The organism is Micromonospora parva (genome assembly GCF_000718515.1).
Classification (GTDB): Bacteria; Actinomycetota; Actinomycetes; order Mycobacteriales; family Micromonosporaceae; genus Micromonospora; species Micromonospora parva.
In genome coordinates, this window is sequence record NZ_JNZS01000010.1 from 155,171 (window position 1) to 179,916 (window position 24,746).

At 72.5% G+C, this 24,746-nt stretch carries 23 protein-coding genes; 11 read left to right on the forward strand and 12 right to left on the reverse strand.

All coding sequences use genetic code 11. The features are described from left to right. Positions 1-2 precede the first annotated feature (2 nt). Positions 3-365, reverse strand: coding sequence for an SCP2 sterol-binding domain-containing protein (locus IF22_RS0115795; RefSeq protein ID WP_051708522.1), 363 nt, complete (start codon positions 363-365; stop codon positions 3-5). Positions 366-572: 207 nt separating this feature from the next. On the opposite strand from IF22_RS0115795, the gene IF22_RS0115800 reads away from it, so the two are divergent. After that, a complete protein-coding gene (locus IF22_RS0115800; RefSeq protein WP_167337303.1) occupies positions 573-1,769 on the forward strand; it encodes a low temperature requirement protein A in 1,197 nt (398 codons plus the stop codon). Positions 1,770-1,922: 153 nt separating this feature from the next. On the opposite strand, the gene IF22_RS0115805 is transcribed toward IF22_RS0115800, so the two are convergent. The 3 genes from IF22_RS0115805 to IF22_RS0115815 all read right to left on the reverse strand — a co-directional run bounded on the left by IF22_RS0115805 (position 1,923) and on the right by IF22_RS0115815 (position 4,721). Next, positions 1,923-3,116 (reverse strand): WD40/YVTN/BNR-like repeat-containing protein, encoded by a 1,194-nt coding sequence (locus IF22_RS0115805; RefSeq protein WP_030332663.1) that lies wholly within the window; start codon positions 3,114-3,116, stop codon positions 1,923-1,925. Continuing rightward, on the reverse strand, positions 3,103-3,639 hold the full coding sequence (locus IF22_RS0115810) for a sigma-70 family RNA polymerase sigma factor (RefSeq protein WP_156057577.1): 537 nt from the start codon (positions 3,637-3,639) through the stop codon (positions 3,103-3,105). The genes IF22_RS0115805 and IF22_RS0115810 overlap by 14 nt, the downstream gene beginning before the upstream one ends. 71 nt (positions 3,640-3,710) lie before the next feature. Next, the gene (locus tag IF22_RS0115815) at positions 3,711-4,721 is read right to left on the reverse strand and encodes a carboxypeptidase-like regulatory domain-containing protein (protein ID WP_051708524.1); all 1,011 of its coding nucleotides are present in this window, start codon (positions 4,719-4,721) and stop codon (positions 3,711-3,713) included. Positions 4,722-4,959: 238 nt separating this feature from the next. Here IF22_RS0115815 and IF22_RS0115820 point away from each other — a divergent pair, with 238 nt between their 5' ends. The 3 genes from IF22_RS0115820 (at position 4,960) to IF22_RS0115830 (ending at position 8,123) form a co-directional block, all read left to right on the forward strand. After that, positions 4,960-5,910: an SRPBCC family protein gene (locus tag IF22_RS0115820; RefSeq protein ID WP_051708526.1), complete on the forward strand. Its 951-nt coding sequence runs from the start codon at positions 4,960-4,962 to the stop codon at positions 5,908-5,910. Between the two features lie 27 nt (positions 5,911-5,937). Beyond that, complete coding sequence (locus tag IF22_RS0115825; RefSeq protein ID WP_030332667.1) at positions 5,938-7,110, forward strand: zinc-dependent alcohol dehydrogenase; 1,173 nt, start codon at positions 5,938-5,940, stop codon at positions 7,108-7,110. 437 nt (positions 7,111-7,547) lie between these two features. Then, a complete protein-coding gene (locus IF22_RS0115830; protein ID WP_030332669.1) occupies positions 7,548-8,123 on the forward strand; it encodes a GNAT family N-acetyltransferase in 576 nt (191 codons plus the stop codon). Here the strand turns inward: IF22_RS0115830 and IF22_RS0115835 are convergent. Further along, entirely contained in the window at positions 8,120-9,139 is a 1,020-nt protein-coding gene (locus IF22_RS0115835) for a S66 peptidase family protein (RefSeq protein WP_245233645.1), read from the reverse strand. The two genes, IF22_RS0115830 and IF22_RS0115835, sit on opposite strands and share 4 nt — an antisense overlap. Positions 9,140-9,503: 364 nt before the next feature. Here IF22_RS0115835 and IF22_RS33790 point away from each other — a divergent pair, with 364 nt between their 5' ends. After that, positions 9,504-9,890 (forward strand): DUF2267 domain-containing protein, encoded by a 387-nt coding sequence (locus IF22_RS33790; RefSeq protein ID WP_051708528.1) that lies wholly within the window; start codon positions 9,504-9,506, stop codon positions 9,888-9,890. 30 nt (positions 9,891-9,920) lie between these two features. Here IF22_RS33790 and IF22_RS0115845 read toward each other — a convergent pair whose 3' ends face one another. Next, entirely contained in the window at positions 9,921-11,399 is a 1,479-nt protein-coding gene (locus IF22_RS0115845; RefSeq protein WP_030332674.1) for a glutamate-cysteine ligase family protein, read from the reverse strand. Positions 11,400-11,551: 152 nt separating this feature from the next. Here IF22_RS0115845 and IF22_RS0115850 point away from each other — a divergent pair, with 152 nt between their 5' ends. Then, positions 11,552-11,890, forward strand: coding sequence for a DUF3817 domain-containing protein (locus tag IF22_RS0115850; RefSeq protein ID WP_030332675.1), 339 nt, complete (start codon positions 11,552-11,554; stop codon positions 11,888-11,890). 34 nt (positions 11,891-11,924) lie between these two features. Here the strand turns inward: IF22_RS0115850 and IF22_RS0115855 are convergent, their stop codons facing one another. Then, complete coding sequence (locus tag IF22_RS0115855; protein ID WP_030332677.1) at positions 11,925-12,473, reverse strand: hypothetical protein; 549 nt, start codon at positions 12,471-12,473, stop codon at positions 11,925-11,927. Between the two features lie 142 nt (positions 12,474-12,615). On the opposite strand from IF22_RS0115855, the gene IF22_RS0115860 reads away from it, so the two are divergent. The 3 genes from IF22_RS0115860 to IF22_RS0115870 are packed head-to-tail and all read left to right on the forward strand — an operon-like array spanning position 12,616 to position 16,634. Next, positions 12,616-13,740, forward strand: coding sequence for a baeRF2 domain-containing protein (locus IF22_RS0115860; protein WP_030332679.1), 1,125 nt, complete (start codon positions 12,616-12,618; stop codon positions 13,738-13,740). Further along, on the forward strand, positions 13,733-15,487 hold the full coding sequence (locus IF22_RS0115865) for a thiamine pyrophosphate-binding protein (RefSeq protein ID WP_030332681.1): 1,755 nt from the start codon (positions 13,733-13,735) through the stop codon (positions 15,485-15,487). The genes IF22_RS0115860 and IF22_RS0115865 overlap by 8 nt, the downstream gene beginning before the upstream one ends. 49 nt (positions 15,488-15,536) lie before the next feature. Then, a complete protein-coding gene (locus tag IF22_RS0115870; RefSeq protein ID WP_051708529.1) occupies positions 15,537-16,634 on the forward strand; it encodes an iron-containing redox enzyme family protein in 1,098 nt (365 codons plus the stop codon). 176 nt (positions 16,635-16,810) lie between these two features. On the opposite strand, the gene IF22_RS0115875 is transcribed toward IF22_RS0115870, so the two are convergent. Further along, on the reverse strand, positions 16,811-17,041 hold the full coding sequence (locus IF22_RS0115875) for a CDGSH iron-sulfur domain-containing protein (RefSeq protein WP_030332684.1): 231 nt from the start codon (positions 17,039-17,041) through the stop codon (positions 16,811-16,813). Between the two features lie 145 nt (positions 17,042-17,186). Here IF22_RS0115875 and IF22_RS0115880 point away from each other — a divergent pair, with 145 nt between their 5' ends. Then, positions 17,187-18,629, forward strand: coding sequence for a hypothetical protein (locus tag IF22_RS0115880; protein WP_374224342.1), 1,443 nt, complete (start codon positions 17,187-17,189; stop codon positions 18,627-18,629). Between the two features lie 222 nt (positions 18,630-18,851). Then, positions 18,852-19,994 carry a SigB/SigF/SigG family RNA polymerase sigma factor gene (locus IF22_RS0115885; protein ID WP_030332689.1) on the forward strand — a complete coding sequence of 381 codons (1,143 nt, stop codon included), beginning with the start codon at positions 18,852-18,854 and terminating at the stop codon, positions 19,992-19,994. 96 nt (positions 19,995-20,090) lie between these two features. On the opposite strand, the gene ctaD is transcribed toward IF22_RS0115885, so the two are convergent. The 4 genes from ctaD to IF22_RS0115905 form a co-directional block, all read right to left on the reverse strand. Next, entirely contained in the window at positions 20,091-22,082 is a 1,992-nt protein-coding gene (gene ctaD / locus IF22_RS0115890; RefSeq protein ID WP_030332691.1) for an aa3-type cytochrome oxidase subunit I, read from the reverse strand. A gap of 125 nt (positions 22,083-22,207) precedes the next feature. Continuing rightward, positions 22,208-22,936, reverse strand: a complete 729-nt coding sequence (locus IF22_RS0115895; protein WP_030332694.1) for an ATP-binding protein — start codon at positions 22,934-22,936, stop codon at positions 22,208-22,210. A gap of 108 nt (positions 22,937-23,044) precedes the next feature. Beyond that, complete coding sequence (locus IF22_RS0115900) at positions 23,045-23,503, reverse strand: DUF4383 domain-containing protein (RefSeq protein WP_030332696.1); 459 nt, start codon at positions 23,501-23,503, stop codon at positions 23,045-23,047. Positions 23,504-23,603: 100 nt separating this feature from the next. Beyond that, the gene (locus IF22_RS0115905) at positions 23,604-24,743 is read right to left on the reverse strand and encodes a glycosyltransferase (protein ID WP_036411646.1); all 1,140 of its coding nucleotides are present in this window, start codon (positions 24,741-24,743) and stop codon (positions 23,604-23,606) included. Positions 24,744-24,746: the final 3 nt, after the last annotated feature.

Sequence of the window (24,746 nt, forward strand, 5' to 3'; positions counted from 1 at the left end):
GGTCACGCCCCACTGTCGGGATCGTCGGGCTGAGACCGGCCGGACGCTCGCGGAAACAGCCGCCCGATGCGCAACGCCAGAGCGAGATCACCGTCGACGATGACCTCGCCCCTGGTGATCGCCGCCAGCCCGTTCACCTCGCCCCGCGCCATCGCGTCCGCGACCTGCGCCGACACCTTGATCACGGTGGTGGCCGGACCACCGCTTTTGATCACCCGCATCTGGCCATGGTCGATGTCCAGCAGCCACTGCTCCAGACGGCCACCGTCGCGGATGTCGAACCGGACACTCCCACGGACCTTGCTGAACCGCGGATCCTGGCCGGCGACCGCCAACCGCTCGAAGAAGTCGCTGGTCTCCGACATCCCACCTCCCCGACCGCCGCTGGTAGAAGCGCACGTCGGTTACCCGGTACCGGCGGCTGTTAACTCCTGGCGTTCCCCGCACTGGCCGCCGCCCGAACGGAGGAAGATCGCTCCCTTCCGGTGACCCGCCGTCATTCGGCCGCCTCGTCACGATCGTCGCGGCTAACCTCGCCTCATCGGGACGACCGGACGGTCGGAGGAAGGTCGGTGTCGAAGCTCCCAGGCAGCAAGGGGGTGACCTGGGAGGAACTCTTCTTCGACCTCGCGTTCGTCTTCGCCCTCACCCAGTTCTCCACGCAGCTCCACGAGGATCACAGCTGGTCTGGTATCGGCCGCGCGCTGATCCTCTTCGTTCCGGTCTACTGGGCCTGGGGTGGCGTGACCCTCTACACGAACCAACGGGACATCACCTCACCGCTGGATCGCCTCGGCATCATCACGCTCGGGCTCGGCAGTCTCCTGATGGCCCTGACGATTCCGCGGGCCTACGAAGACCAGGGCCTTCAATTCGTCGTCATCTACCTCGCCGGCCGGGTGATGCTGGCCGGACTCGCCCTCCGCCACCTCCCCGTCTGGCGGTCCCTCTTCGTCGGCCCCTACGGCGTCTTCCTGTTCACCGCACCGCTGCTGCTGGCGGGCGCGCTCATGCACGGCACCGCCCGGGTCGTCCTCTGGGGCGCCGCCGCCACGATCGACGTGCTGAGCCCCTGGGTGGCGAGCCGCCTCGTGGCGCAGCGCCACGTGCAGCCGGCGCACTACGCACACCGCTACGGCCTATTGATCATCCTGATGTTCGGCGAGTCCGTGATCCAGGTCGGGGCGGTGGCCGCCAAGGAGGGGCTGACCCTCGTGCAACTCGTCGCCGTCGGTGCCGCCTACATCCTGGTCAGCGTCCTCTGGTACGCGTACTTCGGCTACGGCCTGTCCGACTTCCGGCAGGCACTGGAACGGGCCCGGGACCAGCCGGACCTGCGCCGGACGATCCTCGTCTACGGCCACCTTTTCTACAGCTTCGGGATCATCACCATCGCCGTCGGCCTGGCGGACATAGTGCCCGAGCCGTTCCACGCACTGCCAACCCGCGAAGCGATGCTCCTCGCCGGTGGCTGCGCGCTGTTCCTCATCACCTTCGCCTGCGCCCACTGGCGAATCCACCACACGATTGCCTGGCGTCGGCTCGGTGCGGGCGCGGCCTGCCTGATCCTGGTGCCGCTGGCCACGCTGATGCCGGCCCTCGCCGCGGTCGCGTCGCTGATCGTGGTGATCGCCGTGATGGTGGCGGCCGAGGAGGCAACCGTCCGACGCCGCGGCGACGCGTCGCACGGCGCGAACGAGGTCATGCCCCGGGAGCAGTCGGATCAGGGGCCCACCACCGAGGCCGACGCCGCGCCGCCGTCGACCTGATCACCGTGACCTGGTGGGCGTCGCGGGCCGTCGGGTCAGCCGAGGTTGAGGTCCACCACGACCGGGGCCCGCCCGACCCGCACGCCCCACTGAACGGTGTCCCGGCGGGCAGCGCCTGATCCAGGGTCGCCGTCTGCTGGGCGGCACAGTGGTTCAGGGAGCGAGCGAGAAGCGGGTCCAGGTGCTCCCGTCCGTGGTGACCAGGGCATGGTCCGGCTCTCCGGTCGACCCGTCGTCGCGCCCGACGAGCCAGGCGTAACCGGGCGCGACACTGACCGAGCCGACGAGCCGGCCGTACTCCCGGGCAAGCGTGAAGGTCTGCCCATTGTCCCGGCTGGCCAGGAGCCTCGCGCGCTGGTCGGGTTCGGTACCCCTGCCAGGAGCGATCGCCAGGAGGGACCTGTCGGCGCCGACCGTCAGGTCGTAGAGCGTCTGCTCCGGCAGGTCGGCGCCGGTATCCGTCCAGGTCTTCGCGCCGTCCGTGGTCCGCAATACCCGCGTCCCACCGTCCCGTGCCTGGACCACCAGGTACCCCTCCTGGTCGTCGAGCCCGACCACAGCCACCGCGTTCGCGTCGTCTCCCACCTCCCAGGTGGTCCAGGTCGCGCCACGGTCGGTACTGCGAGCGACGGTCGCTCCGTCGGCACTACCCATCTGGTACGTCGCCCAGATGCTGCCGTCCGCTGCCGGGTAGAGGCTGAACAGCGGACGCCACGAGGGCGCCTTGGCGCTGAGCCGGTACACCGTCCCGCTCGTCGGGTCCACCGCCAGCGGCTCCAACAGCGGCTGACAGCCGAACCCGCAGAGGACCGGCCGGGCCGTCGCCGGGAACGCCGGTACGGCGACGATCGCGGAGTCCCCGTCCCGCCAGGTGCGGCCGTAGTCGGTGGAGACGCGCGGTAGCCCCGAGTCCGTGACCAGGTAGGACCGTTCGCCGAGTACGGAGAAATTGATGCCGCTGCCCGGCGTCCCGATGGCGGAACCGGCCACACATCTGGTGCCCTCGAAGCGCGCCGCGTCCCAGTCCGACCAGCTCCGGCCACCGTCGCCGGTGTACGCGAAGCGCACGACGCAACCATCCTGCCGCACGTTCACGCCGGTGGCGGGCCCGGTCAGCGTGAATTCGCTGAACTCGGCGGTCGGCGGGTTCGCCGGAGCGACCCGGTCCGGCTCGGCCACCAGCGGTACGACAGACAGACCAACCAGCGCGACCAGTGCGACCGCCACCATCGCGACCGACCGATGCCGGCGGGACCGGGCGATGGATCGCAGCTCGTCGAGGGGCGGCTGCGACACGGCCTCGGTGACCGTGTCCACGTCGAATCCGGAGAACTCACGATTGGACATCGATCCTCCCGGTTTGGCTAGCGTCGGTGGCGGTCGTGGTGGTGTCGTCGGTGTCGGCGAGCAGCGCCGCCAGGGCGACCCGGCCCCGCGACAGCCGAGACTTCACCGTCCCGGACGACACGCCCAGCGTGGCGGCGACCTCGTCCACCGGCAGGTCGACGAGGTAGTGCAGGGCCAGCGCCTGCCGCTGCCCCTCCGGCAGCACGCGCAGCGCGGCGAGCAGGGCGAGGTGCTCCGGGGAGTGGTCGGCGACGGCCGGGGGCGGGCCGATCCGGCGCAGCAGCCCGTCCAGCACCCGACGGCGGCGGTACCGGCTGCGGGCCCAGTTCACCGCGACCCGACGCAACCACGCCTCCGGGTTGTCCAGCCCGGCGAACCGCCCCGGCGACACCAGCGCACGGGTGAACGCCTCCTGGACCGCCTCCTGCGCCTCGGTGAGGTCGCCGGTCACCGCGTACAGCTGGACCACCAGGCGTCGGAAACAGCCGGCGTAGAGCTCGGAGATCAGATCGCCGTCGGACACCGCCACCCCCCTTCTTCACCACTCCCACCAACGGGCCGGGAGAAGGTTCCGGTGGCTGGACAGAATCCCTGTCAGCCGAGGTTGAAGTCCACCACGAGCGGGGTCCGCCCGACCCGCACGGCGGTAGCGGCGTCGAAGCCGGCGGCGTCGCGATGCCACACCGGCGGGGCGTACGCGCAGTCGCAGCGCAGCTTCACCCGCTGCCCGGGGAGCAGGCGCAGGTCGTAACCGCTGCCCACGTCCGCCACGCCGGCCACGTCCCCGGTGGCCGCGTCGAACGCGATCACCTGGGCGTAGGTGAGCAGTTCGTCGACCCGTACCGCCCCACCGAGCGGTGTCCCGGCGGGCAGCGCCTGATTCAGGGTCGCCGTCTGCTGGGCGCGCACCCGCACCGGCCGTGCCTGCTGCCGGCTGCCCACCCCGCCGGACCAGACGGTCGCCAGGCCGGCGGCGGCGAACTGGACCGGCCAGTGGTACGGGCCGAGACCGGTGATCGTGTAGCGGCCGTCGTCGTCGGTGGTCGGGCCGTGGTCGCCGTACTTCGGATCCGGCACGTACGGCACGACCATGACCCGGGCGCGGGGGACCGGCGCGCCCGTCGCCGCGTCGGTCACCACCCCGACGACGGTGCCGGGCGGGTCGAGTCGGACGTCCGGCACGGCGGTCACCGCGCCGGGGCGCACCCGGACCACCCGGGCCCGCTCGCGCTCACCGGTGCCGCCGTGCCGGCCGACCCACTGCCAGCCGTGCGTCGTCGTGTCGTAGGGGCGCACCAGCAGCCGGTACCGCCCCGGGGCGACATCGCCGGTCACCAGGACACCCTGCTCGTCGGCGCAGCCTCCGTACCGCCCGAGCTGGTCCTCGCCGAGGGTGACCGCCGCCAACGCCGCGGCGTCCACCGGGACGAGCGCGGCGCAGGCCCGGGGGACCGGCGCGCCGCTCGTCGCGTCGCGCACCACCGTCCGGACGCCGCCGGGCGCGGACGACCCGGGGGGAGCCGCGGCGGCCGGCGCGGCGGCCTCCACGACGAGCAGGGCGACGGCGGCGGTGGCGGTCAGCTGGCGCAGGAGTGCGCGGCTCATGGGGTGTCCTTCCGACGGCGCCACGGGTGGGCCGACGGTAACCGCAGACAGTGATCCATTTCGGTCAATGTCGCCATGTCGACCGTCGCCGGTCGGGTAACCGGCCACCCCCTCCCGGATCGGACGTTCTCCCCCGAACCCGGCGCGTACGGCACCGGTACGACATAGCGTCACGGGGGCGGGACCACCGCCGCCCCGGCAGCGGACCGGCGGCGACGTCCACCTGAGAGGACCGGACATGAGTCGTGTCGACACTGTGCTCCTGCCCGAGCTGGACGGGCCGGTGCCGGCGACGTTGCCGCGCGCGCTCGGCCTGCTGAGCCTGGCCCTGGGCGTGGGCGCCCTGGCCGCGCCCGGTCCTGTCGCGCGGATGACGGGCGTGGACGACAGCCCGGCCGCCCGGTCCGTGCTCCCCGCCATCGGCCTGCGGGAGTTGGGCAGCGCCGCCGGCCTGCTCAGCGGCCGCCGCCCGGCCGGCTGGGCCTGGAGTCGGGTGGCCGGCGACGCGATGGACCTCGCGGTGCTCGGGCGGGCCCTGGCCGACCGTGCTGGTGACCGCCGCCGCCGGGTCGCGCTGACCACCCTCGCCATCGCCGGCATCACCGCCGTGGACGTGCTCGCCGCCGTCCGCACCGGCCGGGCCCGACGGGCCCGCGCCCGGGTGATCCAGATGGAGATCGCGGTGACGGTGAACCGGTCGCCCGCCGAGGCGTACCGGTTCTGGCGGGACATGGAGAACCTGCCCCGGTTCATGGCCCACCTGGAATCCGTCCGCGCCGACGACCTGCGCCGCTCGCACTGGATCGCCAGGGGACCGGCCGGGCACCGCGTCGAGTGGGACGCCGAGATCATCGACGACCAGCCGAACAAGTCGATCACCTGGCGGTCGCTGCCGGGAAGCCGGGTGCCCAACGCCGGCCGGGTCCGGTTCGTGCCCGCCCCCGGTGACCGGGGCACCGAGGTGCGGGTGGAGTTGCGCTACGCGCCGCCAGCAGGGGCGCTGGGTCGAGCGGTGGCGAAGCTCTTCGGCGAGGAACCCGAGCAGCAGGTCCGTGACGACCTGCGCCGGTTCAAGCAGGTGCTGGAGACCGGCGAGGTCGTCCGCTCCGAGGGCAGCCCCAACGGCATCTCCGTCCGCCAACAGGCCATGCAGCGTCCCGCCCAGCCGCTGCCGCCGTCGCGTCGCTGACCGTCCACGCTCCGAAAGGGACCGATAATGAAGGCCACCGCCTGGATGGGCGCCGACAGCGTCAAGGTCATCGACGTACCCGACCCGAAGATCATGAACGCCCGGGACGCGATCGTGCGGATCAGCACCACCGCGATCTGCGGCTCCGACCTGCACCTCTACCACGGCTACATTCCCGCGATGCGCAAGGGCGACATCCTCGGCCACGAGTTCATGGGCGAGGTGGTGGAGGTGGGCCCGCAGGTCCGCAACCTCGCCCCCGGCGACCGGGTGGTGGTGCCCTTCCCGATCGCCTGCGGGCACTGCGCCTCCTGCCAGCGCGGCCTCTACTCGGTCTGCGAGAACTCCAACCCGAACGCCGGCATCGCCGAGAAGATCATGGGGCACTCGCCGGCCGGCATCTTCGGCTACTCGCACCTGCTCGGCGGGTACGCGGGCGGCCAGGCCGAGTACGCCCGGGTGCCGTTCGCCGACGTCGGCCCGATCAAGGTGCCCGACGAGATCAGCGACGACCAGGCGGTCATGCTCGCCGACGTGTTCCCCACCGGCTACATGGGCGCCGAGATGTGCGACATCAAACCCGGTCAGGTGATCGCCGTCTGGGGCGCCGGGCCGGTCGGGCTGCTCGCCGCCGCCAGCGCCCGGCTGCTCGGCGCGGAGCGGGTCATCATCATCGACCGGTTCCCGTACCGGCTGCGGCTGGCCGAGAAGCACATCGGCGCCGAGACGATCAACTACGAGTCCGTCGACGTGCTGGACACGCTCAACGCGATGACCGCCGGCCGGGGCCCCGACGCGTGCATCGACGCGGTGGGCATGGAGAGCCACCACGGCAACACCGCCATGTACGCGTACGACCGGGCCAAGCAGGCCGCGCGGGTCGAGACGGAACGGCCGTTCGCCCTTCGGCAGGCGATCCTGGCCTGCCGCTCCGGAGGGGTGGTATCGGTCATCGGCGCGTACGGCGGCTTCGTCGACAAGTTCCCGATGGGCGCGTTCATGAACCGGTCGCTGGTCATGCGGACCGGCCAGTGCCACGTTCAGCGCTACACCCGACCGCTGCTGGAGCGCATCCAGCGCGGCGAGATCGACCCGAGCTTCATCGTCAGCCACCGGATGCCGCTGCGCGACGCCCCGAAGGGCTACAAGATCTTCCAGAAGAAGCAGGACGACTGTACGAAGGTGCTGCTCAAGGTCTGACCAGGCGCAGAGGTGCTGGCGGGGGAGTGCCGCTCAAGGTCTGACCAGGCGCGGAGGTGCCGGCGGGGCGGGGAAGTGCCGCGCCGCCTTTGGAGCTGATGTCGCAAACGAATCAGCCCCGGCTGGTCCGGGATCTCCTGCCGGGGGTCGAGCGGCCGGATGCGTGCAGCCGTAACGCTCCGGGCGGGTGATGCCGTCAGTGAATCAGCTCTAAAGGACCCGACCATCACCCCGACCATCACCCCGACCATCACCCCGACCATCACCCCGGCCACCACCCCGGGTCGCCACCTCGACCACCACCCCGGCCGCCACCCCGGGGTCGCCACCCCGGCACCACCTCGGTCGCCACCGCGGCCGCCACCTCGGGTCGTCCCCCGTCCACACGGCGCGAACGCGGGGCGCCCCTCCCAGCGTCCGGCAGCTAGCGTGTCGCCATGGACAGTGGTGACACGTCGCTGCCGGCCTCGGCCGACCTCGCTATCCGCCTGCGGCCGGTTGCCGAGCCCGACCTGGCGATGTTCCGACGGTTACGCACCGAGCCGGGCCTGATCGGTCTGGACTGGCCCGGCTTCACGGACGCCGGCGCGCCGGCGCGGCGGTTCGCCATGGACGGTTACCTCGGCGAGGACGACGGGCGGCTCATCGTCGAGGTCGAACAGGAGCGGGCCGCCGCCGGCATCGTCAGCTACACCGCGGGGTGCTACGCGGGTCGGGCGTCGTACTGGTCGATCGGCATCGTCCTGCTGCCACCGTGGCGGGGGCGGGGCATCGGGTGGCGCGCGCAGGCGTTGCTCTGCGACTACCTCTTCCAGCACACCCCGGCGCAACGCATCCAGGCCGGCACCCACCCGGAGAACGTGGCCGAGCAGCGGGCGCTGGAAAGGGCCGGCTTCCAGTTGGAGGGCATCGTGCGGGCCAGCGAGTTCCGGGCCGGTCGGTGGCGCGACGGGTACCTCTACAGCCGGCTGCGCGACGACCCTTCCCCGTGGGACGCGGTAACCGGAGGCTAACGCGGGCGGACTCCCGGCTGCACCGTCAAGGTCCCGGCCTCGGCGTCGATGGTGGCCCGTGCGCCGAGCGGAACGGTGAGCTGCCCGTTGCCGTGTCCCAGCCGTAACCCGCCCAGGACCGGCACGCCGAGGTCGTACAGGCGGTCCTTCAGCACCGCCGCCGCGTCCCACTCACCCGGACCACCGACGCTGTTGGTGATCTGGCCGATGGCCACCCCGGCGACCCGGGACAGCACACCCACCCGGCGCAGCTCGGTCACCATCCTGTCGATGCTGTACGGAGCCTCGTCCACGTCCTCGAAGAACAGGATCGCGTCGTCGAACCTCGGGGCGTCCTCCGCGCCGAGCGAGGTGGAGATCAACGTCAGGCAGCCGCCGAGCAGGGGACCGGACGCCCGCCCGGGCACCAGGACGGGGGCTGCCGTCTCGGCCGGATCCCTGGTGATCGTGACGGGCTCGGTGGTCATCACGGCCCTGCGCAGCGCCTCGGCCGACTCGGGGCCGGTGCGGGCGTCGTTCCAGTTGACCATCGGGCCGTAGAAGGTGACCAGGCCGATCTCGCGCCAGAGCTTGCCCTGGATGCTGGTGATGTCGCTGAAGCCGACGACCACCCGAGGGTCCCGGCGCAGACCGGAGACGTCGATCTGGTCGACGATCCGCTGGGTGCCGTACCCGCCACGGGCGGCGAAGACAGCACGAACCCCCGGGTCGTTGAGTGCGGCGTTCAGGTCGGCCAGCCGCTGCGCGTCGGTGCCGGCGAGGTAGCCGTACCTGGCGAACACGTTCGTGCCCAGCTCGACCTCCAGGCCCCAGCCGCGCAGGATCTCGATGCCGCGGGCCATGGCGGTGGGGTTGGGGGTGCCGCCGGGCGACACGACCCGGACCCGGTCACCGGGTGACAGCACCGGCGCCCGCAGGACGCGCTTCGCACCACCCGGCGCGGTCTGCGCGGACGCGGCCTCCGCCGAGCCGACGAGCGCCGCGCCACCGGCCGCCGCCGCTCCCATCCGCAGCATGCGTCGACGGGACACGGGCACCCGCGCGGACCCCTGGATCGTGGCTCGGTCTGTTCCAGAAGCGGTCACCGGCGCGTCCCCTCATCGTGATCAGACGATGTGCGAGCTGCCCCAGCCTACGACAGTCATCAGTGTGATGCGGGGTCCACAAGGGACCGCGTTCATCCCGGCGGGCGCGCGGTGCCCCGGTATTGGAGGGCACCGGTGACCCGTCCGGTTCGCGGCGGCTTGCGAGGCCTCGGGCGTCGACGGCGGGAAGTCCGGGTCCGCGCGCGACCCGTTTGTGGCCAGAGAGCGTGGGAACTCGCCCCGTTCGTCCGCAGGCGCGCCTGACGGCATGCCGACGAGACCGAAGGAGCGGGGCATGGAGTACGAGCAGATGATCGCCACGGTACGACAGCGCGCGGGCCTCGGTGAGAACGAGGCCGTCCGGTCCATCCAGGCCGTCCTGTCGGTGCTCGGTGAACGGCTCGCCGGACAGGAGGCCGACAACCTGGCGGCCCAGCTACCGGACGGACTGGACGCGTCCGTCACCCGCAATCCCCAGGGTCGCCGGTGGGACGTCGGTGAGTTTCTCAAACACGTCGGCGACCGGGAGCAGGTCGCGAACGCGGACCAGGTGCGCCAGCACGCCCAGGCGGTGTTGCGAACCGTCGCCGATGCGCTGAATGACGACGAGCGACACGACCTGTTCGCCCAGCTTCCCGGTGGCATCACCGATCTCTTCGGCGTTCCCACCCCGCGCGGCTGAGCCCCGCGCCGATCGGGCCACCCGGGGCGCTCACGGGATCGGCCACTCGTGCACCGGCCGGTTGCTGTGCATCAGGTCCACGTAGTGCCGGACCACCTCGCGCAGCGCCGCCGGCCGGTCCAGGTGGTCGGCGGTCTCCAGCCGGTGCAGTGTCTCCACCTGCCAGGTCGCCCCGTTGCGGCCGGTCAGGCAGCGCTGCTCGATGATCCCGAGCAATCGGTCGCGCTCGCCCGGGTCGAGCCCCCACCGGTCCAGGCCGTGATGCGCCATCGGCAGCAACCGGCGCAGCACCAGTTCGGTGACCGGCAGGTAGCCCAGACCGGGCCAGAAGACCTGCGCGTCGATGCCGTGCCGGGCGCAACTGGTGAAGTTCTCCTCGGCGGCGCTGAACGACATCTGCGACCACAGTGGCCGGTCCGATTCGGCGAGGGCGCGTACCAACCCGAAGTAGAAGGCGCCGTTGGCGATGGTGTCCAGCACGGTCGGCCCGGCGGGCAGCACCCGATTCTCCACCCGCAGGTGCGGACGACCACGCGACACGTCGTACACCGGGCGGTTCCACCGGTAGACGGTGCCGTTGTGCAGGCGCAGCTCGGCCAGATTGGGCACCTCGCCGGCCGCGAGCGCCTGCGCCGGGTCCTCCGGGTCGCAGACCGGAAGCAGCGCCGGGAAGTAACGCACGTTCTCCTCGAACAGGTCGAACACGCTGGTGATCCAGCGTTCGCCGAACCAGACGCGGGGGCGTACCCCCTGGGCTTTGATCTCTTCCGACCGGGTGTCGGTGGCCTGCTGGAACAGCGGAATGCGGGTCTCGCGCCACAGCTCCCGGCCGAAGAACAGCGGCGAGTTCGCGCCGACAGCGACCTGGATGCCGGCCACCGCCTGAGCGGCGTTCCAGTAGTCGGCGAACTGGGCCGGACTGACCTGCAGGTGGAACTGGGTGCTGGTGCAGGCCGCCTCCGGGGTGATCGTGTCGGCGGTGACCGCCAGGCGTTCCACCCCACTGATGGCGATCGGCAGATCCTCACCGCGGGCCGCGAAGATCTGCTCGTTGAGCAGCTTGTAGCGCGGATTGGCCGACAGCGTCTCGGCGGTCAGGTGCTCGGGGCGCAACGTCGGCAGGATGCCGATCATGACCATGTGCGCGCCGATCGCCCGGGCCTTCACCTCGGCGGCGTTGAGGCTGGCCCGCACGTACTCCTCGAACTCGGCGGTGCCGGTGCCGGTCAGCCGGCGCGGCGGCACGTTGATCTCGATGTTGAACTGGCCCAGCTCGGTCTGGAAGCTCTCATCGGCGATGGCCGCCAGCACGTCGGCGTTGCGCATCGCCGGGTTCGACGCCTCGTCGACCAGATTCAGCTCGATCTCGACGCCGGTCATCGGCCGGTCGAGGTCGAAACGGGACTCGCGCAGCATCTCGGCGAAGACATCCAGGCAGCGGCGGACCTTGTCGCGATAGCGGGCCCGATCCTCCCGACTGAAGGTCCGCACGCCGACGTCCTCGCCCATGGTCACCACCCCGTCACCGCTGGTCCCCCTAACCTCGCACTGATCGGCGGGCAGGGGAAGACCCGATGGTCCTTTCCTACCCAGTCGCCCGCCCCGCCACCCCGACCAGAGCCGACCGATAGCATTGCGGCCCGAGAGGTGGTGGCGTGCGAATGCGCGAGAAGGTGACCCGGCTGTTCGTCGCGGCGGCGATCGCCGAGGCCTGCTCCTGGCTGGCCCTGCTGGTCGGCATGCTGGTCAAGTACGGCCCGACCGACAACGAGCTGGGCGTCAAGATTTTCGGGCCGATCCACGGCGGCCTGTTCGTCGCGTACGTCGTGCTGGTGCTCGCCGTGGCCCGGCTGCACCGGTGGAGCCTGCTGGCCACGGCGGTGGCCCTGGCGAGCGCGGTGCCGCCGTTCGCCACCCTGGCCTTCGAGCGCTGGGCTCGCCGCCGGGCGATGCTCGGCGTCGACCGGCAGCCGGTCCGCGAGCCCGCCCCCGTCGGCTGAACCACCGGCCGGCGGACGAGCCCGCCGGGACCGATCAGGTCAGCGCGGAGCAGGCCACCACGCCGGCGAGCAGCAGCGAGCCCACCAACGCCTGCAACAGCAGCGGTGGCCCGAGGTGCGACCAGAGCGTCGCGGTCCGTGGGGTCAGCAGCTGCCCGGTGGTGAGGTTGACGATCCGCTCGATCCGGGGCGGCAGCTCCGGGTCGCGTTGCGGGCGCACCGTGAGCTGCACCTGATCCGCCGGGTGCAGGGCGCTCTGCGGCAGGTGACCGTGCAGCTCCACCTCGCAGAGCTGACCGGCGGCGTTGCGCAGCCGCACCGGTGTGACCAGGTATTCCGGGCCCTGCTTCAGCTCCTTCCAGCGGCGTCGGGTGCCGCCGCCGCCGAAGGAGAAGAGCGAGCGCAGCAGCAGGGCGGGCAGCCGGGCGAAGGCCGCCGCGGCGAGCACCGCCACCAGCACCGGCTGACCGATGCGTACCTCCCGGGTGTAGCCGTCGAGCAGGCGGATCAGCCGCCCGGTGACGATCCGTTCCGTCGGGTACACGATCCGTCGGGTATCGAGTCCGCTGTCCATTTCCACCACCGAGAGTTCGCGTGTGTTCACAGATCGTATCGACGTCTTCGGTTGAACGACGTGAATGAAACCTGGTCACGGGCTCACGGCCGCGAGGTGACATCCCCGACGACCCGGGTAAGCGGGGGGCCGAGCTGGAAAGGGGTCGAGCATGCAGCTGTCCTTCCTGCGCCCGCTCTACGACCGTCCCGGGCCGTGGTGCTCGGTGTATCTGGACGCCTCCGCGGACACGGAGGACGCCCACCCCGCCCTGGATCTGCGCTGGCGTGCCCTGGAACGCCGCCTGGCGGAACAGGGGGCGGACGAGGCGAGCATCGCCGCGCTGGACCGGGTGGTCCGAGGTCACGACCCGATGGTCGGGGACTACGGCCTGGCGGTCTTCGCCAGTCACGGCCGGGTGGTGCTCTCCGAGTACCTGTCCGCGCCACCACTGCGCGACCTGGCCCACGTCGGCCCGCTGCCGCACGTGATGCCGCTGCTCGCCCAGCGCGGCGAGCAGGTGGCCTGGGTGCGGGTGGTCGCCGACCGGGTCGGCGCCGACGCGATGGCGGTCAGCGCCGGCGGGGTGCCCCGGCGGGCGCACGTCGCCGGCCGGGACGAGTACCCGCTGCGGCGGGCGAAGCCCGGTGGCTGGTCCCAGTCGCGCTACCAGCGGGCCGCCATGGAGGCGTGGCACCAGAACGCCGGCGACGTCACCGCGGCGACGGTGCAACTGGCTGACCGGGTCGGCGCGGACGTGGTGGTGGTGGCCGGCGACGTCCGGGCCACCGGCATGATCGCCGCCCAGATGCCGGAGCGCTGGCAGGACCTGGTGGTGCGCACCGATGCCGGGTCCCGGGCCGGCGGCGCCGACCAGACGATGTTGGACGACCTCACCGTGCAGACCATCGCGGAGATCGCCGACCAGCGGATCAGCGCCGCGCTGGACAAGTTCGGCGTGCAGGAGGACGTCGGCGGCGGCCTCGACGCGGTCGTCTCGGCCCTGCAACGCAACCAGGTGGACATGATGCTCATCGTGGACGACCCGTCGGCCAACGGTGAGCTGTGGATCGGGGCGGAACCCACCGAGATCGCCGTCGACCCGGGGCAGCTGGCCGCCATGTCGGTGGCCGACCCGCAGCGGGTACGCGCCGACGCGGCACTGGTCCGGGCGCTCGTCGGCACCGACGCGGCACTGACCGTGCTCGGCCCGGACGAGGCACCGGACCTGACCGACGGCGTGGGCGCGGTACTGCGCTACGTCGATCCCAGCACACCGGGGCGCGGCAATGGTTGACCGCTCGGTGGCCGACGTGGTGGTCGAGCGGCTTCTGGCCTGGCGGGTGCCCCGCGCCTTCGGGTACCCGGGGGAGGCGATCGCCCCGCTGGTCGACGCGCTGGACCGCACCGGCGGGGAGCCGGCGTTCATCCCGGCCCGGCACGAGGAGACCGCCTCGTTCATGGCCACCGGGCACGCCAAGTTCACCGGCGGCATCGGGGTCTGCCTCGCCACCCAGGGGCCCAGCGCCGTCCAGCTGCTCAACGGCCTCTACGACGCCAAGCTGGACAGCAAGCCGGTGGTGGCCATCGTCGGTGAGGACATCTCCGGGCCGCTCGGCGGGGCGCACCAGGAGATCGGGCTGAGTCGGCTCTTCGCTGACGTGTGCAACCAGTTCGTCCGGTACGGTCGCCGCCCCGAGGAGGTGGGGGCGCTGCTGGACCAGGCGTTCCGGACGGCGGCGGCGACCCGCAGCCCGACCTGCGTGGTGCTGCCCCGGCAGTTGCAGGAGGCGCTGGTGCCCGACCTCCAGTCGTACAGCGCCGGGGTGATCACGGCGACCCCCGGTGAGCCGCTGGCCCGGGTGCTGCCGCACGAGGCGGACCTGGACGCCGCCGCGCAGCTGCTCAGCGGCGGCCAGCGGACCGCGATCCTGGTGGGCCAGGGTGGTCGGGACGCCGCCGCCGAGATCATCGAGATGGCCGACCGGCTCGGCGCCGGGGTGGCCACCTCACTGCTGGGCAAGCCGGTGCTCGACGAGCGGCTGCCGTTTCACACCGGGGTGCTCGGCGAGGTCGGCACACCGGCGGCGGCCGAGCTGATGGGTGGCTGCGACACCCTGCTGATGGTCGGCACCAACGACCCGTGGACCGACTACTTCCCGATGCCGGAGCAGGCGCGCACGGTGCAGATCGACATTGACGGCCGCCGGATCGGCACCCGGTACCCGGCCGACGTGCCGTTGGTCGGTGACGCCGCCGAGACCCTACGGGCGCTGCTGAGCCGGGTGCGCGGTCGGCCCGAGCAGCAGTGGCGGGCCACTGTGGAGAGTTCGGTGGACCGGTGGCGGGAGGCTGCCGCCGAGCGGGCCGCCGCCGCCGCGGACCCGGTCAACCCGCAGCTCGTCCTGCAGGAGTTGTCCGCCCGGCTGCCCGGCACCGGCGCGGTGGCTGTCGACGTCGGCTCGGTCCTCTACTGGTACGCCCGGCACCTCACCCTGCCACCCGGGGTCAACGCGCAGCTGTGCGGCACCCTCGGGTCGATGGGCTGCGCGCTGCCGTACGCGGTGGCGGCCAAGCTCGCCGCCCCGGACCAGCCGGTGGTCGCGCTGGTCGGCGACGGGGCGATGCAGCTCAACGGGCTCGCCGAGCTGATCACCGTGTCGCACCTCTGGCAGCGGTGGCGCGACCCCCGGCTGGTGGTGCTGGTGCTCAACAACCGGGACCAGAACGGGATGGGTGGCGGGCGGCAGCCGTCGTCCGACCCGACCCACCGCCGGCCCGACGTGCCGTACGCCGGCTGGGCCCGGCTGCTGGGGCTGCACGGGGTGCGGGTGGACCGTCCGGAGCTGGTCGGCGCGGCCTGGGACGAGGCCCTCGCCGCGGACCGCCCCTGCGTACTGGAGGCGGTCGTCGACCCGGCGGTGTCGCTGGCGCCGCCGGAGCCGGCGTTCGCCGACCTACGCGGCCTGTACGCCGAGGGCGCCGCGGCCCGGAAGGTCCGCGAGCAGGTGGAGGTCACGGTGACCGCGGATGATCTCGTTTAGCGACCCTGGACCAGGGCATCAGTAGCGGCCCGACGACGCTGGAGGTCCGATGTCCGTACCCGCCGACCGCCGCTACGGTCCCGCGACCCTGCCGAGGGCGCGGGGTCCGCTCTCCACGGCGGTCATCGAAGCGCTGCGGCGTCCGCCGCACGACCTGCCGACCGATCTCGGCGTCGGCCTCGACCCGGCGGACCCGATCGTCGACGAGGACCTTCAGCTGACGCTGTTCCTCTGCTACGAGCTGCACTACCGGGGTTGGCTCGGGGTGGACGAGTCGTGGGAGTGGCAGCCGACACTGCTGGCGTTGCGGGCCCGCTGCGAACGCGTCTTCGAGGCGGCGCTGCGCCGGCTGGTCGGGGCGCCGTCGGTGCCTGCCGCCGGGGTGGCGGCCGGCCTGGCCGAGCTGGTCGCGGCCGACGACGGACCGGCGCTGGCCGCGCAGCTGCAACGACGCGCCGATCTCGCCCAGTTCCGCGAGTTCGTCGCCCACCGCTCCGTGTACCACCTGCGCGAGGCGGACCCGCACAGTTGGGCGCTGCCCCGCCTCGGCGGTCCGGCCAAGGCCGCGCTCGTGGAGATCCAGACCGACGAGTACGGCAACGGGCGGCTGGACCGGATGCACGCCGAGCTGTTCCGGCGCACCCTCGACCGGCTGGGCCTGGACACCGGTTACGGCGCCCACGTCGACGTGGTGCCGGCGGTGACGTTGGCGACCAACAACCTGATGTCGCTGTTCGGGCTGCACCGACGGTTGCGCGGTGCGCTGCTCGGGCACCTGGCCGCGTTCGAGATGACCTCCTCGCTGCCCAACCGCCGCTACGGCAACGGGCTGCGCCGGCTCGGCTTCGACGAGGTGGCCACCCGCTTCTACGACGAGCACGTCGAGGCCGACGCGGTGCACGAGCAGATCGCCGCGCACGACATGTGCGGTGGCCTGGTCCGCCTGGAGCCGGCCCTCGCCTCCGACGTGCTCTTCGGCGCGGCGGCCGGGCTCGCGGTGGACCGGCTGTTCGCCGCGCACCTGCTGGACAGCTGGGCCGACGGCCGTAGCTCGCTGCGGACACCAGCCCCGCCGGACCTGCCGCCCACGGTGTCGCTTGTCGCGTTGCCCGCGGTGGCCCCGCCGTCTCCGCCCGCGCTCGTCTGATCCACACCGCCGGCTGTCGGGGTGGGGCCTGCCGCGCGGAATCCGTCCTTTGCTCTGCACCCGCCTGCGCATCACGCACGCTGCGTAACTGGCGCGTGGGCGGGTGCAGAGCAAAGGCGGCGTGACTCTGGTGTGGCCCGACCGTGCGCCTGCGCGGCGTGACGCGACGACCTGGGTCAGCGCTCGCGGGTGGTGCCCGCCCGGAAGTTGATCGCCTTGTGGGTGCCGTCGCAGAACGGCTTGAGCGCCGACTTGCCGCACCGGCACAGCGCCACCGTGCCGCGCCGCGCGTCGATGCGCTCGCCGTCCGGGGTGACCAGCGCGAAGTCGCCACGGACCAGCAGCGGTCCGTCCTCGTACGGGGTGATCGTGGCGGCGGCGGGCTCGCTGGTGTCGTCGGTGTGCATGGCCCCGGAAGTGCCCGCCCTGACCCTGCCGAAACCCGCGCGACCGAACGCCGGTGATGACCGGGGCACCCCGCTGACCAGCGGAATGTGCCGCCGGGTGGGTGATGCCCCGTTTGAACCCCATCGGGACGGGAAGCCGGGCCGCGTGGTGAGCGAACGAGGCAAGGTGGGGCCGGTGCACAAGGTGCGCAAGGGGCTCACGGCCGATGGCGCCGGTCTCGCCGGCGACCGGGTCGTGGCAGCGGGTAGTAGCGCCCGGGTGCTGGTCGCCGCCACCGCGCGGGCGCTGCGCGGGGTCGACTGCGCCGACCTCGGGCACACCGGGCCGACGTCGCGCTTCCCCGGCGCCCCCGAGCCGGTACGCCGCGCGGCCGCCACCCGCGCCGCCGGCCGGGTCGCGCTGACAGTGGCCCAGACCGACGAGGTGGACGCCGCCCGGGTGGCCCGCTGGTTCGTCGACCAGTACCCCCGGCGGCGCTACCCCGGGGTGCTGATCGGCTCCCCGCACGGCGCGGTGGCCCACCTCGCGGTGGCTCTCGGCGTGCCGTGGCTGCCCGCGGGATTCGAAATGACCGTGCACTGGTCCGAGGGTGGGGTGGACCGCCCGGCGGACGCCGCGGAGCACGGCGCGGCACTCGCCACCCGGTTGCTCGCCGGCAACGCCGACCTGCACCTGCGTCAGGTGCACTGCCCGGCCAGCCGTGGCGCGCTGACCGGGGCGACCGTGTCGCTGACCGCCGCGTGGCGGGCCCTACCGGCCGCGTACGCGACGTTTCTGGCCGACCGGCTGATGCCGGGTGCGCCGGTGCTGCTCGTCCGCGACGCGCGCACCTGGCCGGCGCTGGAGCGCGCCCCGGGGCACAGCTTCCAGGTCGGCTGCCCGGGCAGCGGGCTGGACCCGGTGGACTTCCACCCGGACAGCCACGCCCTGCGGCAGGTGCTGCGCTCCGTCGGCGGCGACGCGACCCGGTGGGAGCCACCGGAGGTGTCCGTACCGTCGGCGGACGCCGAGCACGGCGTCGACCCGGGCTTCGAGCTGGCCGCGCGGGACTGGACCGCCCAGCACCAGCACCCGCTGCACCGGGTGCTGGTGCCCCGGCCGGCGGCGCTGAGCGCGGGCGTGGCCGACCTGTACCGGCGGTGGCTGCGGCGCGCCGGCAAGACCGGTGACCGGTTGGTGGTGGAATGCGGCCGGCTGCTCGACCCGTGGCAGGTGGTGCGGGCGGGGCTGGTGCCGTACTGGTGCGAGAACGCCACCCGCCGCAGTGTCGACGAGGCCGAGTGGTGGTTGGCCGGCAGCGAGGCGTTCAGCTCGGTGGACGTGCTGCCCGAGCCGCCCGGGGTGCGCTCGCCCGCGCTGGCCGGGCTGCCGCAGTGGCTGGCCGTCGCCGGGTTCGGCCGGCGGCGTCGGGCGCTGGACCGCACCACCGCCCGGGGCTACCCGGTCACCTCGGTGCCCACCCGCCGGGCCACCGAGGTGCTGCGGGCCCAGCCGTACGACCTGCCCGCGCCGCCCCCTCTGGGGGTCGCCGAGGCGTTGGCAGTGCTCCGCGACAGCGGCGGCCACCAGGGGTTGTTGGTCTCCTGAGACGGAGGACGCCGAAACATCCTCGCGAACCCGGGGTCCCGTGATTGAGTACCTACGGAGCGGGAACATCGCTGGCTGCGACGGCCTAATTGCGCTGCGTAGAGGCGGTGTCGCCCGCTGGCATCCCAGTCACTGACCCACTTTCCGGCCCGGTGCGTGGCTCGACCACGCGCACGACCGGTTTCCCGATCCGGGCGGGGGACCTTCCTGAGGGAGGCGCGGATGTTCGGACAGACGAGCACGACCACGACCACACCACCACCCACCGATCGAGGTCTGGAGGATCTCGACGCGGCGGCGATGGCGTACGCGGCCCGGATCGCCGGGCTGCCGCCGGAGCGGCGGGGGGAGGCTCGGGACGACCTGGTGCGATTCGCGCTGCCGTTCGCCGGGCGGTTGGCCCGCCGCTACCGGGGGCGCGGAGAGCCGCTGGAAGACCTGGAGCAGGTGGCCCGGCTGGGGCTGGTCAACGCCGTCGACCGCTATGACCCGGAACGGGGCTCGTTCACCGCGTACGCCGCGATCACCATCGTGGGCGAGATCAAACGACACTTCCGGGACCGGACCTGGGGCGTGCACGTGCCCCGCCGGCTGCGGGACCTGATCCTGGAGGTGGGGCAGGCCACCGCCGCGCTCACCAGTGAGCTGTCCCGGGCCCCGTCGGTGGCCGAGCTGTCAGCCCGGCTGGAGACCCCGGAGGAGGAGATCCTCGCCGCCCTGGAGTCGGCGGCCGGCTACAGCCCGGCCTCCCTCAACGCCCCGGTGGGTGGGGAGAGCTCCGCCGAGTTCGGCGACCTGGTCGGCGAGTCGGACAACGCGTTGGAGTCGGTCGACGACCGGGTGACGGTGAGCGGCCTGCTGCACCGACTGCCCTGGCGGGAACGGCGGATCCTCGCGATGCGCTTCTACGGCAACCAGACCCAGGCGGAGATCGCCGCCCGGTTCGGCATCTCGCAGATGCACGTGTCCCGGCTGCTGTCGCGGGCGCTCACCTGGCTGCGCCAGGCGATGCTCGCCGACGCGCCGCCGCCGTGGCAGAACGGCGCCGCCGAACCCGACCCGGGCAAGACCCGGATCTCGGTCAAGCAGAACGGCGACTCGGTGGTCGTCGAGGTGGGCGGCGAGATCGACCGCGACGGCGCGGACCAGTTGCGTCGGGCCATGCTGGAGGCGGTCACCGGTCAGCCCAGCGAGGTGGTCGTCGACCTGGTCGGCGCGGGCGGCTTCGACGCCGGTGGGATCGCCGCGCTGATGGCCGGGCGGGAGGCCGCGGAGCGGACCGGGGTGCCGCTGCGGCTGACCCGGGTCCAGCCCGCGGTACGCCGTTCGCTCACCGCCGCCGGACTGGCACCGGCCCGGGACTGACCGCACCACGTACCCGCACCGCACGCACCAGGTACCCGCACAGGCGCGGGGCCGACACCCGGCTGGGTGTCGGCCCCGCTGCTCGCGTACCAGTGGTCAGTGCTCTTCGGGGTTGCCGTCGCTGTGCGGGTGCCGCCAGCGCTCGTGCGGCTTCGGCGCGTCCTCGGCGTCCTGCGGCGGGTCGCTCTGCTCGAAGCTCGGCCGGCGGACGCCCTCGGGCTCCGGCACGTCCACCGGCCGCGCGCCGGAGCGCGGCGCCGGCTGGTAGTCGGCCGCTTCGCGGGCGCCGTGCGCGCCCTCGGCGGCCGGCGACTCCGGGACGTGGTGTTCCAACCGCAGTTCGTCGCTGAACTGCTGCGGCGGTTTCGTGGTGCGTTGCGGCAGGTCGCGGCCGAGATCGGCGACGAGCGGACCGTACTTCAGGTCGAAGGCGGGGCGCTCGGAGCGGATCCGGGGCATCCGGTCGAAGTTGCGCAGCGGCGGCGGGCAGCTGGTGGCCCACTCCAGGGAGTTGCCGAAGCCCCACGGGTCGTCCACCGTCACCATCGCCCCGTACCGCCAGGACTTCCAGGCGTTGTAGATGAAGAAGAGGGTGGACAGGCCGAGGATGAACGCGAAGACGGTGGAGATCGTGTTCAGGGTGGTGAACCCGTCGGTGGGCAGGTAGTCGGCGTACCGGCGGGGCATGCCCTCGTTGCCCAGCCAGTGGTGCACCAGGAAGGTGCCGTGGAAGCCGATGAACATGGTCCAGAAATGCGCCTTGCCGAGCCGCTCGTCGAGCAGCCGCCCGGTCATCTTCGGCCACCAGAAGTAGTAGCCGCCGAAGAGGGCGAAGACCACGGTGCCGAACACCACGTAGTGGAAGTGCGCCACCACGAAGTAGCTGTCGTGGGTGTGCCAGTCCACCGGCGGGCTGGCCAGCAGGACGCCGGTGAGCCCGCCGAGCAGGAAGGTGACCAGGAAGCCGATGGCGAACAGCATCGGCGTCTCGAAGGTGAGTTGCCCCTTCCACATGGTGCCGATCCAGTTGAAGAACTTCACGCCGGTCGGCACCGCGATCAGGTAGCTCAGGATGCTGAAGAACGGCAGCAGCACCTGACCGGTGGCGAACATGTGGTGCGCCCACACCGTCATCGACAGCACGGTGATGGCGACGGTGGCCAGCACGATCCCGGTGTAGCCGAACAGCGGCTTGCGGGAGAACACCGGAATGATCTCGGTGATGATGCCGAAGAACGGCAACGCGATGATGTAGACCTCGGGATGGCCGAAGAACCAGAACAGGTGCTGCCAGAGCATCGGGCCGCCGGTGGCCGCGTCGTACACGTGCGCGTTGAGCAACCGGTCGGCGGAGAGCGCCAGCAACGCGGCGGCCAGCAGCGGGAAGACGAGGATCACCAGCAGGCTGGTGAACAGCATGTTCCAGGTGAACAGCGGCATCCGGAACATGGTCATGCCGGGCGCGCGCAGGGTGAGGATCGTGGTGATCAGGTTGACCGCGCCGAGGATGGTGCCGAGCCCGGAGACGACCAGGCCGAGCACCCACATGTTCGCGCCCACCCCGGGGGAGTTCTCGACGCTGCTCAGCGGGGTGTAGGCGGTCCAGCCGAAGTCGGCCGAGCCCTGCGGTGTGATCAGCCCGCCGATCACCATCAGCCCGCCGAACAGGTACAACCAGTAGGCCAGCGCGTTGAGGCGGGGGAACGACACGTCCGGCGCGCCGATCTGGATCGGCACGATGTAGTTGCCGAACCCGAAGGCCGCGGGCGTGGCGAACAGCAGCAGCATCACCGCGCCGTGTGAGGTGAAGAGCTGGTTGTACTGCTCGGGGGAGAGGAACTGCATCCCCGGGCGGGCCAGCTCGGCCCGCATCATCATCGCCTCCAGGCCGGCCAGTATGTAGAAGCCGAAGGAGGTCAGCAGGTACAACAGGCCGATCTGCTTGTGGTCGGTGGTGGCCAGGAACTTGATCAAGGTGTTGCCGGGGATCGGTGTCCGTACCGCTCCCGGGAACCCCCCGAACCGGGCCGGTGCCAGGATCGCCGGGCCCCGATCGCGACCGGGTTCCGTGGTTACCCGCTTGGGCATGGCTGCTCACCCCGTCGTGACGGCAGAAAGGACGGGCGTGCCTACCCGACCCTCGCACCATGTAACCAGGCCAGAGCGGTAAATTCGGTCAGAACGCTGGTACCGGGCGCAAGCGCCTCGAACCGTCAGGTCGCCGGCAGCATCGCCCAGACGGCCTTGCCCTGGCCGGCCGGCACGCTGCCCCACCGCTGGGCCAGCTCCCGGACCAGCATCAGCCCGCGTCCGCCCTCGGCGCGCAGGTCCGTGCCGCCCGCCCGCGCCTGGGCGCTGCTGCCGTCCACCACCGCCAGGTGCAGGTACGGTCGGCGCAGGGTCACCGTCACCTGCATGGGCGTGCCGGCGTGCCGGACCACGTTGCCGACCAGCTCGCTGAGCACCAACGCGGCCGGGCCGGACGCGTCGGGCAGGTTCCACCGCGTGCACGCGTCGGTGACCAACTCCCGGGCCCGCCGGCAGGCCTCGGCCACCGGCTCCAGCCGGGCCCGCATCCGCGGCGCGGACGACGCGTCGGCCAACCGGGTCGCCTCCGCGCAGTCCGCGGACACCGGGAGCACCCGGCAGGTGCTCGACTCGGCCAGCCACCGCGCCGCCACCGGCGACGGGGCGCAGAGCAGCACCGGCACGGCCGGCCACTCCTCGGCCCGCCGGGCGGTCGCGGCGAACACCGACAGCGCCAGTCGGTCCTCGACGGTCACCCCGGCCATGTCGACCACCAGCGCCTCCGGCTGGTCGACGAGCGCGTCGCTGAGCATCTGATGCACCGAACGCATCGTGCCGAGGTGCAGCGGGCCGGTGAGCCGGACGACCGCCACCGGTGCCGTGGTGCGCACCTCGCAGGTGATCCCGCTCGACATCGGCGCCTCAATTCGCTGCTGGGTCGGGATCTGCCAACTACCCGACGCCGTTCCCGGTCAAACCGGACCGACGGCGGAGGCGAGACAGGTCACCCGCCGCAACCCCGGTCAGCGACGCGACCGGCCGGTCAGCGCACCCGATGCGATCATGACCACGCCGAGGCCCAGGTGCAGCCAGCCGTCGGCGTCGTTGACCGGTAGCACGTTCGCCCCGGTGTCCTGGTCCACCACCAGCCCGTAGAGCCAGAGCACCAGGAGCACCGCGCCGCCGCCGATCAGGAACGCCCGCGCGCCGGTGACCGTCCGCGCCAGCAGCAGACCCGCCACCCCGAACGCCAGGTGCACCAGGTTGTGCAGCACCGACACCTGGAAGACACCGAACAGGTACGCGCCCGAAGCGTGGCCGGCGAAGCGCAGCGCGTCCATGCCGCTGGTGATCCCCGGCACGAAGCCGAGCACGCCGAGCAGCAGGAACAGCACCGCCACCGTCGCCGCCGCGCGCCGGACCGGCGGTTTACCGTCCGCCGGGTTGGCCCGGGCCCGGGAGTGCGCCATCGGTCCGACCATTCCCGGCTCCTCGTCGCACGGCGGGCATGAGCGCTGCCGGCTACCCGCTGCCGCTACCGACAAACCGGCTGGCCGCGCGCGCCGTGGTTGCCGCCGTCGGTCAGGCCGGCAGCAACCGCGGCGCGCGCGCCGACTGCCGGACCCGCTCGTACAGCTCGACGTAGCGCTGCGCCATCACCGCGGGCGTGAAGCGCTGCGCGGCCACCCGCCGGCACTCGTCCGGGTCGAGCAACTCGGCGGCGAGCAGAAGATCGCCCAACTCCTCCTCGTCGGTGGTGAGCAGCCCGGTGCGACCGTGCTCGATCAGCTCCGGCAGGCAACCCCGGGCCGTCGCCACCACCGGTGTCCCCAGGGCGAGCGACTCGACGACCGCCGTGCCGCCCGGCTCCTCCCACCGCAGCGGGAACAGCGACGCGCGGGCGCTGGCCAGCAGGTCGTCGCGCTCCTGGCCGGCCACGGTGCCGACCCAGCGGACCAGGTCACCGTCGACGTGCGGGGCCACCTCGTCGAGGAAGAACCGCACGTCCGGGTTCTGCCGGGCCTCGTCGCCCGCCGCGGCCAGATCGGCCGGCCGATGGTACGGCCCGACCGGGCCGGCCAGCACCAGCGGAAGACCGACCCGGTGCGCGAGCCGGGCACCCACGTCCTGCCCCTTGCCCGGGTTGATCCGACCCAGGATGAGCAGGTGCTCGCCCTTCTCCGGCCGGGGTCGCCGGTCGGCGTCGACCGCCAGCGGGGTGGACAGGTGCACGTGCCCCACCGAGTGCTCCCGCAGCGCCAGCGGGGCGCGAGCCAGCTGCGACGCGGAGACGCCGTTGACCCGGACCCGGTCGCCGCCGTCCAGGCTGCCGTAGAGCGCCGGGTGCTTGGCCAGGTCCCAGTGCAGGGTGTGCAGGGTCGGCGGCCCCGCCGGCCCCATCGCGGCGAGGGTGGCCAGCCCGACCGCCTCGACATGATCGTGCACCAGGTCGATGTCGTCGCGGGAGTGCAGCTCACGGACCACCCCGGCCAGGTGCGCCTGGGCGATTCCACAGACCTGGTTGTACGGCCGTTGCAACGCGGCGAACTGCCCGTCGGCGAAGACCGAGACCTGCTCGTCGACCGGCAGCGTGCTGGTGCCCACCGAGGCGAGCACCACCCGTACGCCCAGTCGCCGCAGCTCCGGCACCAGGGTGGCGATCACGTTCTCGATGCCGCCGTAGCCGGGCGGTGGCACCGACAGCCACGGACCGGCGTTCATCAG